Here is a 13,812-nt window from a genome sequence, read left to right as displayed (position 1 = left end):
GGGTGGGTGGTGCATCCAGCGCCCGCAAGCAGCACGTCGCCGTAACCGCAAAGTTGACGAGAAGGTCAGGAGAACCTCGGTCGTGTCAGTCACAGACGACATCCGCGCCCTCACCCAGCCGAACCACCCGGTCGACTGGACCGATCTGGACACCAGAGCCGTCGACACCATCCGCGTGCTCGCCGCGGACGCCGTGCAGCAAGCCGGCAACGGCCACCCCGGCACCGCGATGAGCCTGGCGCCGCTGGCGTACACCCTCTACCAGCGGGTCATGAACTACGACCCCGCCGACCCGGATTGGCCGGGCCGCGACCGCTTCGTGCTGTCCTGCGGTCACTCCAGCCTCACCCAGTACATCCAGCTGTATCTGGCGGGCATCGGCCTCGAACTCGAGGACCTGAAGAACCTGCGCAAGTGGGGTTCGCTCACCCCGGGCCACCCGGAGTACCGGCACACCCCCGGCGTCGAGATCACCACCGGCCCGCTGGGCCAGGGCCTGGCCTCCGCGGTCGGCATGGCGATGGCGGCGCGGCGTGAGCGCGGGCTGTGGGATCCGGCCGCGCCGGAAGGCAAGAGCCCCTTCGACCATTACATCTACGTGATCGCCTCCGACGGTGACATCGAGGAGGGCGTGACCTCCGAGGCCTCGTCGCTGGCCGGTACCCAGCAGCTGGGCAACCTCGTGGTGATCTACGACGACAACAAGATCTCCATCGAGGACGACACCTCCATCGCACTCACCGAGGACACCGCCGAGCGGTACCGCGCCTACGGCTGGCACGTGCAGGTGGTCGAGGGCGGCGAGGATGTCGTCGCGATCGAGAAGGCGCTCACCGAGGCCAAGGCCGTGACCGACAAGCCGTCGTTCATCCTGCTGCGCACCATCATCGGCTATCCGGCCCCGAACAAGATGAACACCGGCGCCGCCCACGGCGCCGCGCTGGGCGCCGACGAGGTGGCCGAGACGAAGAAGGCGCTGGGCTTCGATCCGGACAAGACGTTCGAGGTCGACGACGCCGTCATCGCCCACACCCGCCGCAACGCCGCCGACCGCGCCAAGGCCCTCCGCGCCACCTGGCAGGAGCGGTTCGACTCCTGGGCACAGGCCAACCCGGACAACAAGGCGCTGTTCGATCGCCTGACGGCGCGTGACCTGCCCGCGGGCTGGGCCGACGTACTGCCGACCTTCGAGGCCGACGACAGCGGCGTCGCCACCCGCAAGGCCTCGGGCAAGGTGCTCGCCGCGCTGGCCCCGGTGCTGCCGGAGCTGTGGGGCGGTTCGGCCGACCTCGCCGAATCCAACAACACCACCATGCCCGACGTGCCGAGCTTCGGCCCGGAGTCCATCTCCACCGGCATGTGGAAGGCGAACCCGTACGGCCGCACCCTGCACTTCGGTGTCCGCGAGCACGCGATGGGCGCGATCCTCAACGGCATCGCCCTGCACGGCCCGACCCGCCCCTACGGCGGCACCTTCCTGGTGTTCTCCGATTACATGCGCCCGGCCGTGCGCCTGGCCGCGCTCATGCGGGTCCCGGCGGTCTACGTCTGGACGCACGACTCGATCGGTCTCGGCGAGGACGGCCCGACCCACCAGCCGATCGAGCACCTGGCCGCGCTGCGCGCCATCCCGGGCCTGAACGTGGTCCGCCCCGGCGACGCCAACGAGACCGTGCACGCCTGGCGCGCGGTGCTGGAACTGGAGAGCGCCGAACACGATTCGCCGTACGAGGTGTCGGAGACGCCGCATATCGACGGCCCGTCGGCACTGGCGCTGACCCGCCAGAACCTGCCGGTCCTCGAGGGCACCAGCTACGAGGGCGTGCGGCGCGGCGGCTACGTGCTGGCCGAATCCTCCACCGGCACACCGCAGGTGATCCTGATCGCTACCGGTTCGGAGTTGCAGCTCGCGGTCGAGGCCAGGACTACGCTGGAATCGCAGGGCGTCGGCACCCGCGTGGTCTCGATGCCGTGTGTGGAGTGGTTCGACACGCAGGAGCAGTCCTACCGCGACGAGGTGCTGCCGCCGGCGGTCCGCGCGCGGGTCACCGTCGAGGCGGGAATCTCGATGCCGTGGTACCGATTCGCCGGTGCGGACGGCCAGATCGTGTCGATCGAGCACTTCGGTGCCTCGGCCGACTACAAGACCCTGTTCCGCGAATTCGGCATCACCGCCGAGGCCGTGGTCGAGGCCGCTCAGCGTTCACTCGACAAGGTGAAGGGATAAGCGACATGACACAGAACGAGAAACTCGCCGCACTGTCCGCCGCGGGCGTGTCGGTGTGGCTCGACGATCTGTCGCGCGACCGCATCCGGTCGGGCAACCTCGCCGACCTCATCGCCACCCGCAGCGTCGTCGGCGTCACCACGAATCCGACCATCTTCCAGGGCGCGCTCAGCAAGGGTCACGCCTACGACGAGCAGGTCAAGGAGCTGGCCGCCCGGGGCGCGGACGTCGAGTCGGCGATCCGCACCATCACCACCGACGACGTGCGCGCCGCCTGCGACGTGTTCGCCGAGGTGTTCGAGGCGACGAGCGGCGTCGACGGCCGGGTGTCGATCGAGGTCGACCCGCGCATGGCCTTCGACGCCGACAAGACGGTCGCGCAGGCGATCGAGCTGTGGAAGATCGTCGACCGGCCCAACCTGTTCATCAAGATCCCCGCGACCGAGGCGGGCCTGCCCGCCATCACGAAGGTGATCGCGGAGGGCATCAGCGTGAATGTGACGCTGATCTTCTCGGTGGCCCGCTACCGCAGCGTCATGGGCGCCTATCTGGACGGCCTGCGCAATGCCCGCATCGCCGGGCACGACCTGGCCCGCATCCATTCGGTCGCGTCGTTCTTCGTGTCCCGGGTGGACACCGAGATCGACAAGCGGCTCGAGGCCATCGGCACGCCGGAGGCGCTGGAACTGCGCGGCCGGGCCGGTATCGCCAACGCGCGGCTGGCCTACGCCGAGTATCAGGACGTCTTCGACGGCGGCAAGCACACCTCGACGTTCGCGCACCTGTCCTCCGCGGGCGCCAACCGGCAGCGGCCGCTGTGGGCGTCCACGGGCGTGAAGAACCCCGAGTACTCCGACACCATGTACATCACCGAGCTGGTCGCGCCCAACACGGTGAACACGTTGCCGGAGAAGACGCTCGAGGCCTACGCCGACCACGGTGAGCAGCGCGGCGACGCCGTCAGCGGCACCGCGGAGCAGGCGCAGGCGGTATTCGACCAGCTGCGCGCGGTCGGTGTCGACATCGACGACGTGTTCGTGGTGCTCGAGCGCGAGGGCGTCGAGAAGTTCGAGAAGTCGTGGGAGGAACTGCTTTCCGCGACCGCCACCGAACTCCAGACCACCGGGAACAACTGACCCGATGGCCGGCGCAGAGACGACGGCCGCCCCGGGGAATCCGCTGCGCCAGGAGAGCGACAAGCGGCTGCCCCGGATCGCGGGCCCGTGCAGCATGGTGATCTTCGGTGTCACCGGTGACCTGTCCCGTAAGAAGCTGATGCCGGCCATCTACGACCTCGCGAACCGCGGGCTGCTCCCGCCCGGGTTCGCGCTGGTCGGCTTCGCCCGCCGGGACTACGCGGACGAGGACTTCGCGAAGGTCGTGCTGGAGGCGGTGAAGCAGCACGCGCGCACCCCGTTCCGGCAGGAGGTCTGGGAACAGCTCTCCGAGGGAATCCGCTTCGTGCAGGGCACCTTCGAGGACGACGCCGCCTTCTCCCAGCTGGCGGCGACGCTCAAACAGCTCGACCACGACCGCGGCACCGGCGGCAATCACGCCTTCTACCTCTCGATTCCGCCGAACGCGTTTCCCCTTGTGCTGCAACAGCTTTCCCGCACCGGCCTGGCGCAGCCGCCGAATCCGGGTGCGGGACGGCAGAAGCCGTGGCGGCGGGTCGTCATCGAGAAGCCGTTCGGGCACGACCTGCAGAGCGCGCAGGAACTCAACGCCCTGGTCAACCGGGTGTTCCCCGAGGAGACGGTGTTCCGCATCGATCACTACCTCGGCAAGGAGACGGTGCAGAACCTGCTGGCGCTGCGCTTCGCCAACGAGATGTTCGAGCCCATCTGGAGTTCCAATTTCGTCGACCACGTGCAGATCACGATGGCCGAGGACATCGGATTGGGCGGGCGCGCAGGCTATTACGACGGCATCGGCGCGGCGCGCGACGTCATCCAGAACCATCTGCTGCAACTGCTGGCGCTGACCACGATGGAGGATCCGGTCAGCTTCCAGCCGCGGCAGCTGCAGATCGAGAAGCTCAAGGTGCTCTCGGCGACCAAGCTCGTGGAGCCGCTGGACGAGACCACCGCCCGCGGCCAGTACACCGAGGGCTGGCAGGGCAGCGAGAAGGTGGTGGGCCTGCTGCAGGAGGAGGGTTTCGATCCCAACTCCCGCACCGAGACCTACGCCGCGATCACGCTGAACGTCGACACGCGGCGCTGGGCGGGCGTGCCGTTCTACCTGCGCACCGGAAAACGCCTGGGCCGCAGGGTCACCGAGATCGCGGTGATGTTCAAACGCGCGCCGCACCTGCCGTTCGACCAGACCATGACCGAGGAGCTGGGGCAGAACGCCCTGGTGATCCGGGTGCAGCCGGACGAGGGCATCACGCTGCGGTTCGGGTCCAAGGTGCCCGGGTCGAGCATGGAGGTCCGGGACGTCAACATGGATTTCAGCTACGGCGAGTCGTTCACCGAATCCTCGCCGGAGGCCTACGAGCGGCTGATCCTCGACATGCTGCTCGGCGAGCCGTCGCTGTTCCCCGTCAACGAGGAGGTCGAATTGTCCTGGCGCATCCTCGATCCCGTGCTCGAGCACTGGCACGCAGACGGCAAACCCGAGCCGTACGAGGCGGGCACCTGGGGTCCGGCGTCGGCCGACGAGATGCTTGCCCGCACCGGGCGGGAATGGCGGCGGCCGTGATCGTCGACATGCCCACGACCGACACCCGATCGGTCGCCAAACGCCTGGTGAAGCTGCGGGAGAGCAACGGCGTCATCACCACCGGCCGGGTGCTCACCCTGGTGGTCTGCACGCTGGACAGCTCCGAGGCCGAGGACGCCATCGACGCCGCCAACGACGCCAGCCGCGAACACCCTTGCCGCGTCATCGTTCTCGCGCGTGGTGACCGGTTCGCCGAGACCAAGCTGGACGCCCAGATCCGGGTCGGCGGCGACGCCGGAGCGGCCGAGGTCATAGTGCTCCGGCTACAGGGCGACCTGGTCAATCACGAGAGCAGCGTGGTGATCCCGTTCCTGCTGCCCGATACCCCGGTGGTGGCGTGGTGGCCGCGCGGGGCGCCGGATTTCCCGTCGAAGGATTCGGTGGGGCGCCTGGCGATCCGGCGCATCACCGACGCCACCTTCGCCCCCGACCCGCAGGACGCGATCCGCAAGCGGGTCGCCTCGTACGCGCCGGGCAACACCGATCTGGCGTGGAGTCGGATCACGTACTGGCGTGCGCTGCTCGCCGCCGCGCTGGACGAACCGCCCTACGAGGCGGTCGAATCGGTGACGGTGTCGGGGCTGCGCGAGGAACCGGCGCTGGACATCCTGGCCGGGTGGCTGGCGGCCCGGCTGAACTGTCCGGTGCGGCGGCACACCGGCGAACTGCGGGTCGAACTGCACCGCCCGACGGTCTCGATCGCGATCTCCCGGCCCCAGACGGGCCGCACGGCAACGCTTTCCCGCACCGGCGAACCGGACCAGCGCTTCGCCCTGGCGCGCCGCGAGACCAAAGACTGCCTCGCCGAGGAACTGCGCCGCCTGGACGATGACGAGATCTACGCCGAGGCCCTGTCGGGAATCGAGAAGGTGACCTACGAGTGAGTCCAGTCGGACAGGAGTGACCGATGAGTGAGACCCATGTCGACATCTTCCCCGGCACGACGGAACTGGTGGCCGCGGCGGCCGCGAAATTCGTCGCGGTGGTGACCGCGGCCCAGGCGGCGCGGGGGTCGGCGGCGGTGGTGCTGACCGGGGGCGGGACCGGCATCGGGCTGCTGGAGCTGGTCCGGAAGGAACCCGGCGATATCGACTGGTCGCGGCTGGACGTGTTCTGGGGCGACGAAAGGTTCGTGCCCGCAGGCGATTCCGAGCGCAACGACCTGCAAGCCCGGCAGGCGCTGCTGGACCACGTCCCGGTGGATCCGGCGCGCGTGCATCCGGTCGCGGCCTCCGACGGCGAGTACCCGGATCCGGTCGAGGCCGCCGCGGAGTACTCGGCGGCGGTGCACGCCCACCTGTCCGAGCACGGCGCCTTCGACCTGCACCTGCTCGGCATGGGCGGCGAGGGTCACGTCAATTCGCTGTTCCCGCACACCGACGCCGTCCGCGAGGACCACGAACTCGTTGTCGCCGTGACGAATTCGCCGAAACCGCCGCCGGTCCGGGTCACCCTCACCCTCCCGGCCGTCCGCCGTACCCGCCACGTGGTGCTGGTAGTCGGCGGCGCGGCCAAGGCCGAAACCGTCGCCGCGGCTCTTGCCGGCGCCGACCCCGCCGACATCCCCGCCGCCGGTGCGCAAGGCAGCGAGAGCACCACGTGGCTGCTCGACACCCCTGCCGCCGCACAGCTCCCCCGCTGACCTCACCGCGGCAGCTTTCCGGTAGCGCGATGGCAATCGATAGGCTCGGCGTATGCCGTTGATCGAGGTGACGTATGGGCCGGGCGTTCCGGAAGCCACTTTGCGGGAGCTGGGTGAGCGGCTGCACCGCGATATCGCGGCGTGGGAGCAGAGCGAGTGAGCAGGACGCTGCGCTCGGTACGGCATTTCCTTCCCACCGCGGTACCGCGGTCGGACGTCGAACGGATCATCGACGTGGCGCGGCGGACCGGATCCGCGCGCAATCGCCAGCCCTGGCGGTTCGTCGCGGTGACCGGTCCCGAGGTGCGCCGGGACCTGTCCCGGTGCGGCAACTTCGCCCTGCATCTCGCCGACGCCCCGCTGGTGCTCGTGCTGCTCTCGCACGACAACGGTTTCGCCGACACCGAATTCGACATGGGCCGCGTCGCGCAGTCGATCTGTCTCGCCGCCGACGACCTCGGCCTGGGTACCTGCCTCACGACATTCCATCCCGACGACAATGTCCGCCGCGCCGCCCGCCTGGTCGGCGCGCCACCCGGCTGGCTGGCGCGCCATGCCGTCGCGACGGGATATCCGGCGCCCGCCCCGAACTCGGCGCCCACCGCGATACCCCGCGGCCGCCTTCCGGTCGCGGACCTACTGACCTGGATCTCCTGACCGGTGCGCGGCGAGGTGAGCGATGAGGAAGTCGTTCACCGCACCCGTGCGTTCCAGTTGCACCAGATGACCTGCGCCCGCGACCTTTTCGACGACGCGAAGATCGGGGACGTGCGCCCGCAGGGTGGCGAGCGGGTCGCGCCCGCTGAAACCCTCCATGTCCGGGTCGTTCTCGCCGTAGAGGAAGTACGTGGGCACGGGGACGGTGGTCGGCAGGTCGGCCGTCAGCTCCCAGTTGCGGTCGAGGGCGCGGTACCAGGTGAGTCCGCCGGTGAAGCCGGTCTGCTCGAATTCCTTTGCCAGAACCTCGAATTCCCCCTCGGCGAGCCAGGTCCACGGCAACGCGGGCGCCTCCGGCAGCACGTCGAGGTAGCCCAGGCCCGGCGGGTTCTTCCAGGTGTCGAGATAGTGGTAGTCGCCGCTGAGCGCGTAGAAGACCCGGGCGAGGAACTCCCGCGGGCGCGCGGCGAGTTCGGCGTCTGCCACACCGGGCGTCTGGAAGTACGACAGATGCAGGAAGTGCCGTTCGGCCGCCTTGGTCCAGAACGCCGACGGGGGCTTGGGCGGACGCGGGGCGAACGGGTTGTTCAGCACGAACACCGCGTCGACCCGTTCCGGCGCGCGCAAAGCCAGCTCCCACACCAGTTGCGCGCCGAAATCCAGCCCGACGAAGACCGCGCGCTCGGCGCCGATATCGTCCAGCAGCCCGAGCAGATCGCCGATCACGGCACGGTTCGTGTGCGCCTCGACACCCTCCGGCGCCTCGGTCCGGCCGTATCCGCGCAGGTCGGGAGCGATGGCCCGATAACCGGCCGCGGCCACCGCCGCCAGCTGCCGATGCCAGACGAACCACCCGTGCGGGAAGCCGTGGCAGAAGACGACCGGATACCCCTTCCCCTGCTCGGCGACATGCAACCGGACGCCGTTGGTCTCCACGAACCGATGTGTCGGCTCCACTACGCCTCCCAAGGACTAGAACGTGTTCTTGTTTCACGGTAGTGTCCCGAAGTCGTGAACGGAATACTCAGCGGGCGGGTCGCGGTCGTGACCGGGGCCAGCCGCGGCATCGGCAAGGGCATCGCACTGGAGCTGGGTGCGGCGGGCGCGACGGTGTACGTCACCGGCCGGTCGGCGACGCCGGGCCGGCTGCCGGGCACGGTCACCGAGACCGCGGAGCGCATCGGTGAACTGGGCGGGACCGGCGTGCCGATCGTTTGCGACCATCGCGACGACGACACCGTGGCCGAGCTGTTCGCCCGGGTCCGCGCCGATCAGGGCCGCCTCGACGTGCTGGTGAACAATGTCTACAACGCGCCCGCGTCGGCGCGCTGGCTGGGCAAGCCGTTCTGGGAGGTGCCGCCCGAGGCGTGGGACGAGAGCTTCGACATCGGCGTGCGATCTCATTATGTGGCAAGCCATTTCGCCGCGCCGCTGCTGATCGACAACGACGGGCTGATCGTCTCGATCTCCTCCCCCGGCGCCGAGCACTACACCCACAACGCCGTGTACGGCGTCGCGAAGACCGCCGTCGATCGCCTCACCGCCGATATGGCGCACGAACTCGCCGGCACCGGCGTCACCGCGGTGTCGTTGTGGCCCGGCATCGTCGATACCGAACTCTTGCAGATGGTTCCGCCGGACGCCGACGGCCGACGCCTGATCACCCTGCCGGGCGAGGGCGCCTTCGATCTGAACGACGCGGAGACGCCGCATTTCCCGGGCCGCGCCGTCGTCGCCCTGGCACACGACCCGGACCGCCGCAGTCGCACCGGAAAACCCTGGCGCGTAGCCGATCTCGCCGAGGCGTACGGCTTCACCGACATCGACGGGCGGGTGCCGCGCACCGGATAGCGCGGGGAGTCGCCGACCCGCCCGCCCTTGCGGCGGCTATATCGTAAGATATATCTTCGATACATGAACCCACGACGGTTCGCCGAGCGCGGCGGATTCGGTCCGGGGCGCTTCTTCGGACCCGGCGAGCTGCGACTGGCCCTGCTCGCGCTGCTCGCCGAGCAGTACGGACACGGCTACGAGCTGATGTCGCGGCTGGAGGAGCGCTGCGGCGGTGCGTACCGCCCCAGCGCGGGCGCCGTCTACCCCACCCTGCAGCAGCTCGAGGACGAGGGCTTGGCCACCGTCGAAAGCGACAGCGGCCGAAAGGTTTTCCACATCACGGCCACCGGCCGGGAGGAGGTCCGCACCCACCGGGCCGAGCTCGAGCGCATCTGGGCCCGCGCGACCCGGCGCGGCGAGTGGGGCATGTTCCGCGACCCCGACGCCGCCGAAATCCTCGCCCCCGCCCTGCGCCTGTTCAAGACCGCGGCGTCGACCATCGCCCACTCGCACGGCGACCCGGAGGTGGTCGAGCGAGTGCGCGAGATCCTCGTCGCCGCGACACACGAACTCGCGCACCTGAAGTCGGATACGCGCCGACACCACCGGCGCCGACGTCGATCCCGCGACTGACCGCCACGACACCCGATCCCGACACGATCCGAGGCGTACCGATGACCCACTCGCCCCAGCCCGCCTCCTCCGACACCGAACCGCCCGTGCCGCAACCTGTCCCATCGGGGCCACGCAACCTGCGCACCCGCCTGCTCGACCTGTTCGTCACGACCGCCACCGTGCTCGAGGCCGCGCCGATCGCGGCCCGCATGCGCCGGTTCCGGCTCGGCGGCGAGGCGCTGGGCAGCCTGAAATTCGTTCCCGGGCAACAGCTCCGGATACTCACCGGAACCGACGGCCGAGTCGGCGACCCGCGCACCTACTCGGTGTGGCATTTCGACCCGGCCGCCGCCGTCCTCGACCTGTGTGTACTGGACCACGGCGAGGGCCCCGGCTCCCGCTGGGGTCGCGCGGTCGAGGTCGGCGACCAGGTGCGATTCCGGGGCCCGACCGGCTCGTTCACCCTGCGCGCCGCCGCGCCGTACCACCTGTTCGCCGGTGAGGAGACGGCCGCGGTCGCCTTCGGGGCCATGCTGGCCGCCCTGCCGGACGATGCCCCGGTGTACGGCGCCGTCGAGACCGCGACGGCGGCGGACCGGCTCCCGCTCCCCCGTGCCGCCGACCTGTCGCACCCGCTGCGCGGCACGGCCTCGGCCGCCTCTTCGCAAGTCCTGGTCGACGCGGTGCGCGACCTCCGGCTGCCGGACACCCCCGGCGTCGCCTACCTCGCGGGCGAGGCCCGCACCATCCAGTCGCTCCGCCGCCATCTGGTCGAGGAACGCGGCTGGCCGCGCAAATCCGTTGTGATGAAGCCGTTCTGGACGCCGGGAAAGAAGGGACTCGAGTAGCCGATCGGTTGCCTGCCGCTACGCTGCTTGGTATGGCGACCGACCATTTGTTCCTCGAACCCAATATCGGCAAGCCCAACCGCAGGGTCGGGTACTTCGCGAATCAGGAGGCGTTCGACCGGTTCGCCGACGCCTATCTCGACGGTATGGACACCCTGCCCGAGCCGCACGAAACTCGCGCGGTGTCAACTACTTTCGGTCCGGTGCGGGCGTATCGCTTCGGCGACCGCCCCGGCACGCCGGTGGTACTGCTGTCCGGGCGCCAGGCCTCCACTCCGATGTGGCGCGCCAATCTGCCCGGGCTGGTCGCCGAGCGCACGGTGTGGTCGCTGGACAGCATCGGCGAACCCGGAGCGAGCACCCAGGAGGTGCCGCTGACCGACGGCTCCGACCAGGCGATGTGGGTCGCGGAGACGCTGGCCGGGCTCCGGATCGAGCGCGCCCACCTGATCGGCGTCAGCATCGGCGGCTGGCTGGCCACGCAGGTCGCGATCCATCGCCCGGAGCGGGTGGCCTCGGTGACGCTGCTCGATCCCGCGAATACCTTTGCGCCACTGACCTGGAAGATGATCGCCGTCTCGCTGGGCAGCGTGATCCCGGGCATGCCGATGGCCCTGCGGCACCGGCTGCTCGGCTGGATCTCCGGCGGTGCTCGCAGCGACGATTCGGTGCCGGAAGGCCGCCTGATCGCCTCCGGGATGCGCGATTTCCATTCGGAACAGCCGCAGCCCGCGCGCCCGACCGAGGAGGAACTGCTCGGGATCTCGGTGCCGGTCCTCGCCGTCATCGGCGGACGCAGCATCGTGCACGACGCCGAGCGGGCGGCGGCCACCGCCCGCCGGATTCCCGGCGCTCAGGTCGAACTCTGGCCCGCCGCCTCGCACGCGGTGAACGGCGAGTTCCCGGACCGCATCGCCCGCCGCTTCCACGCCTTCGCCCGGCCCTGATCGTTCAGGCGATCTCGAGGAACCGCTGGACCGAGCGCGAGGACGCCGGTGTGGTTCGCCAGATCAGGTAGATCCGGGACGGCGGCGCGTCGGCCACATCGACGTAGGCGACGCCCGGATGTGGCGCCCGCGTCCGGGCCAGTTCGGGGACGCCGCCGATACCGCGCCCGGCCGCCACCAGCTCCAGCCATTCGTCGAAGTTGGTGCAGGTGACGATCTCGCGGCCGGGATCCGGTTGTGGCCAGGAGGTTTCGTCGATGGTGCCCGATACGGTGTTGACCACCAACGGATAACACGCCAGCTCCTGCCAGCGCAGGCCCGTGGCGCCCGCCAGCGGCGACGATGCCGCCACCGCCAGCACCCGGCGTTCGGCGCCGATGGTGCGGGCGGCCATGTTCTTCGGCAGCCGGATCTCCTTGCGGAACAACGCGATATCGATGGTCCCGGCGGCGAGCGCGGCGATCGGGTCGTCGACGCGATGGATCTCGACATGCCCGCCGACCGACTCGAAACGAGTGCGCGCGGCGGCGAACCAGCCGTCGGGCAGCAGCCACGCGAACCCCACCGACACCGCCGAGCGGAGCTGCATGTCGGCGACCGCGGCGTCGAGATCGGCGAGCACGCGGCGCGCGTGCGACAAGAATTCGGCGCCCTCGGCGGTCAGCTCGAAGCGCCGGGGCGTGCGATCGATCAAACGGCAGTCGAGGATGCGCTCCAACTGCTGGATCGTCCGCGTCAGGGACGGTTGCGCCAGGTGCAGCCGGTGCGCGGCGCGGGTGTAGTTGCGCTCGTCGCACAGCGCGGCGAACGCACGCAGGTGCCGCAACTCCAGATCCATACGTCCAGCGTATACATGGTGCGCAGAAAGCATTTCACCGGATCGCCGGGGCACCCTACCGTCGATACGGTGATCATCGCAGCACCTCCACGGCAGCGCCTGACGCCCGCGCTGCGCGCCGCCGCCGGGCTGGCGGCGGCCATGGGCATCGGCCGTTTCGCCTACACCCCGCTGATGCCGGTGATGATCGACGCCGGACGAATCGGTCCGCACACGGGCGCGCTGATCGCCGCCGCGAATTACGCGGGCTATCTGGTCGGTGCGGTACTGCTGTCGATCCGGCCGGAGTGGAACGGCCGCAACACCTTTCGAGCGGCCGCGCTGGTGCTGGTGGTGAGCGAGGCGGCCATGGCGTGGCCCGCGCCGAGCGCGGCGCCGATGGTGCTGCGCTTTCTCGCGGGGCTGGCCAGCGCGGTGGTGTTCATCGGCTGCGCCGGAGTCGCGGCACGCCACGAGAACCGCAGGCGCGCAGCCGGAATCGCGTTCTCCGGGGTCGGCTGCGGCATCGCCCTGACCGGAGTGCTGGCGCTCGCGGCGCGGCCGCTGGTGTCGTGGCAGGCGATGTGGCTGGGCGCGGCCGCGCTGACGGCCTTGCTGCTGCTCCCGGCATTGCGGCTGGATATCGTGCCGGGCGCGCGGGCCACGGCGACGGGCGTGCGGTCGGCGCGGGTCTGGCGGGCACTGCTGGTCTCGTATTTCCTGGAAGGTCTGGGCTACATCGTCATCGGGACGTTCCTGGTCGCCGCAGTGAGTACGCCCGGCCGCCAGGCGCTCGGGACGGCCGTGTGGGTGGTGGTCGGCGTGGCCGCCGCGCCGGCGACAGTGCTGTGGAATGCCGTGGCCCGGCGCTGGACGCCCGTGACCGCGCTGGGCGCCGCGCTGCTGCTACAGGTGTTGTCGGCGCTGCTTCCGGCCGTGTCGACCGGTGTGGTGGCCGCTGTCGCGGCGGCGGCGCTGTTCGGGGCGACGTTCATGGGAGTCACCATGCTGGCCCTCGAGATCGGCGGTGATCTCGCGGGACCCACCGCCGCGGCCGTGCTGACCGCCGGTTACGGCTGCGGGCAGATGCTCGGGCCGGTGCTGGTCGCACCGGTGCTGGGGTCGAGTTACGCGGCGGCGTTCGGAATCGCCGCCGCGGTCCTCGCGGTCGCCGCCGTGGCGGTGCTGCCGGTCAGGCGAACTTGATCTCGAAGCCGATGCCCACGATGGAGATGATCCAGACGATCCCGATGAAGATGGTGATGCGGTCGAGGTTCTTCTCCACGACGGTCGAACCGGACAGGCTCGACTGCACGCCACCACCGAACAGGCTGGACAGGCCTCCGCCCTTCGCGCGATGCAGCAGCACCAGCAGCACCAGCAGGACGCTGGTGATGATCAGGAGGATATCCAGGAACATGCGCATGCCGGACAGTTTATGTCCTCGCCACGACGGCTCCCGCACAGGCCGTCGATGATCAGGTCCGGAGGTAGGATCGCGG

Annotated in this window: 14 protein-coding genes; 11 read left to right on the top strand and 3 right to left on the bottom strand. The window is 69.9% G+C overall.

What is annotated here, in order from left to right; all coding sequences use genetic code 11:
- Positions 1 to 82 precede the first annotated feature (82 nt).
- From tkt to ACFMRZ_RS02250, 6 genes are all read left to right on the top strand, one after another.
- The gene (gene tkt, locus ACFMRZ_RS02275; RefSeq protein ID WP_400177672.1) at positions 83 to 2,227 is read left to right on the top strand and encodes a transketolase; all 2,145 of its coding nucleotides are present in this window, start codon (positions 83 to 85) and stop codon (positions 2,225 to 2,227) included.
- 5 nt (positions 2,228 to 2,232) lie between these two features.
- Positions 2,233 to 3,363 carry a transaldolase gene (tal, locus tag ACFMRZ_RS02270; protein WP_400177671.1) on the top strand — a complete coding sequence of 377 codons (1,131 nt, stop codon included), beginning with the start codon at positions 2,233 to 2,235 and terminating at the stop codon, positions 3,361 to 3,363.
- A gap of 4 nt (positions 3,364 to 3,367) precedes the next feature.
- Positions 3,368 to 4,930: a glucose-6-phosphate dehydrogenase gene (gene zwf, locus ACFMRZ_RS02265; protein ID WP_400177670.1), complete on the top strand. Its 1,563-nt coding sequence runs from the start codon at positions 3,368 to 3,370 to the stop codon at positions 4,928 to 4,930.
- Entirely contained in the window at positions 4,927 to 5,835 is a 909-nt protein-coding gene (opcA, locus tag ACFMRZ_RS02260) for a glucose-6-phosphate dehydrogenase assembly protein OpcA (protein ID WP_342213843.1), read from the top strand. Before zwf ends, opcA begins: the two co-directional genes overlap by 4 nt.
- A 23-nt stretch (positions 5,836 to 5,858) precedes the next feature.
- Positions 5,859 to 6,593 carry a 6-phosphogluconolactonase gene (gene pgl, locus ACFMRZ_RS02255; RefSeq protein ID WP_400177669.1) on the top strand — a complete coding sequence of 245 codons (735 nt, stop codon included), beginning with the start codon at positions 5,859 to 5,861 and terminating at the stop codon, positions 6,591 to 6,593.
- 156 nt (positions 6,594 to 6,749) lie between these two features.
- Entirely contained in the window at positions 6,750 to 7,250 is a 501-nt protein-coding gene (locus ACFMRZ_RS02250; RefSeq protein ID WP_400177668.1) for a nitroreductase family protein, read from the top strand.
- Here ACFMRZ_RS02250 and ACFMRZ_RS02245 read toward each other — a convergent pair.
- Complete coding sequence (locus tag ACFMRZ_RS02245) at positions 7,230 to 8,207, bottom strand: alpha/beta fold hydrolase (RefSeq protein WP_400177667.1); 978 nt, start codon at positions 8,205 to 8,207, stop codon at positions 7,230 to 7,232. The two genes, ACFMRZ_RS02250 and ACFMRZ_RS02245, sit on opposite strands and share 21 nt — an antisense overlap.
- A gap of 54 nt (positions 8,208 to 8,261) precedes the next feature.
- On the opposite strand from ACFMRZ_RS02245, the gene ACFMRZ_RS02240 reads away from it, so the two are divergent.
- The 4 genes from ACFMRZ_RS02240 (at position 8,262) to ACFMRZ_RS02225 (ending at position 11,493) form a co-directional block, all read left to right on the top strand.
- On the top strand, positions 8,262 to 9,101 hold the full coding sequence (locus ACFMRZ_RS02240) for an SDR family NAD(P)-dependent oxidoreductase (RefSeq protein WP_400177666.1): 840 nt from the start codon (positions 8,262 to 8,264) through the stop codon (positions 9,099 to 9,101).
- A gap of 63 nt (positions 9,102 to 9,164) precedes the next feature.
- Positions 9,165 to 9,716, top strand: coding sequence for a PadR family transcriptional regulator (locus ACFMRZ_RS02235; RefSeq protein ID WP_280274889.1), 552 nt, complete (start codon positions 9,165 to 9,167; stop codon positions 9,714 to 9,716).
- 41 nt (positions 9,717 to 9,757) lie between these two features.
- A complete protein-coding gene (locus ACFMRZ_RS02230) occupies positions 9,758 to 10,546 on the top strand; it encodes a siderophore-interacting protein (RefSeq protein WP_400177665.1) in 789 nt (262 codons plus the stop codon).
- Between the two features lie 32 nt (positions 10,547 to 10,578).
- Positions 10,579 to 11,493: an alpha/beta fold hydrolase gene (locus ACFMRZ_RS02225; RefSeq protein ID WP_280274891.1), complete on the top strand. Its 915-nt coding sequence runs from the start codon at positions 10,579 to 10,581 to the stop codon at positions 11,491 to 11,493.
- A 4-nt stretch (positions 11,494 to 11,497) separates the two neighbouring features.
- Here the strand turns inward: ACFMRZ_RS02225 and ACFMRZ_RS02220 are convergent, their stop codons facing one another.
- The gene (locus tag ACFMRZ_RS02220; protein ID WP_400177664.1) at positions 11,498 to 12,331 is read right to left on the bottom strand and encodes a LysR family transcriptional regulator; all 834 of its coding nucleotides are present in this window, start codon (positions 12,329 to 12,331) and stop codon (positions 11,498 to 11,500) included.
- A gap of 69 nt (positions 12,332 to 12,400) precedes the next feature.
- Here ACFMRZ_RS02220 and ACFMRZ_RS02215 point away from each other — a divergent pair, with 69 nt between their 5' ends.
- Positions 12,401 to 13,516 (top strand): YbfB/YjiJ family MFS transporter, encoded by a 1,116-nt coding sequence (locus tag ACFMRZ_RS02215; RefSeq protein WP_400177663.1) that lies wholly within the window; start codon positions 12,401 to 12,403, stop codon positions 13,514 to 13,516.
- Here the strand turns inward: ACFMRZ_RS02215 and secG are convergent.
- A complete protein-coding gene (gene secG / locus ACFMRZ_RS02210; RefSeq protein ID WP_187683467.1) occupies positions 13,503 to 13,736 on the bottom strand; it encodes a preprotein translocase subunit SecG in 234 nt (77 codons plus the stop codon). The genes ACFMRZ_RS02215 and secG overlap by 14 nt on opposite strands.
- Positions 13,737 to 13,812: the final 76 nt, after the last annotated feature.

This window comes from Nocardia sp. N2S4-5, from assembly GCF_044628355.1.
GTDB lineage: Bacteria > Actinomycetota > Actinomycetes > Mycobacteriales > Mycobacteriaceae > Nocardia > Nocardia wallacei_B.
Note: the sequence above shows the minus strand (reverse complement) of the source record. Positions and strands in the feature narration are given on the sequence as shown.

Bases quoted from the DNA above. Each gene is read 5' to 3' on its own strand.
- tal (WP_400177671.1), top strand. From the start codon at position 2,233: ATGACACAGAACGAGAAACTCGCCGCACTGTCCGCCGCGGGCGTGTCG.
- zwf (WP_400177670.1), top strand. From the start codon at position 3,368: ATGGCCGGCGCAGAGACGACGGCCGCCCCGGGGAATCCGCTGCGCCAG.
- pgl (WP_400177669.1), top strand. From the start codon at position 5,859: ATGAGTGAGACCCATGTCGACATCTTCCCCGGCACGACGGAACTGGTG.
- ACFMRZ_RS02235 (WP_280274889.1), top strand. From the start codon at position 9,165: ATGAACCCACGACGGTTCGCCGAGCGCGGCGGATTCGGTCCGGGGCGC.
- ACFMRZ_RS02230 (WP_400177665.1), top strand. From the start codon at position 9,758: ATGACCCACTCGCCCCAGCCCGCCTCCTCCGACACCGAACCGCCCGTG.
- ACFMRZ_RS02225 (WP_280274891.1), top strand. From the start codon at position 10,579: ATGGCGACCGACCATTTGTTCCTCGAACCCAATATCGGCAAGCCCAAC.
- ACFMRZ_RS02220 (WP_400177664.1), bottom strand. From the start codon at position 12,331: ATGGATCTGGAGTTGCGGCACCTGCGTGCGTTCGCCGCGCTGTGCGAC.
- secG (WP_187683467.1), bottom strand. From the start codon at position 13,736: ATGCGCATGTTCCTGGATATCCTCCTGATCATCACCAGCGTCCTGCTG.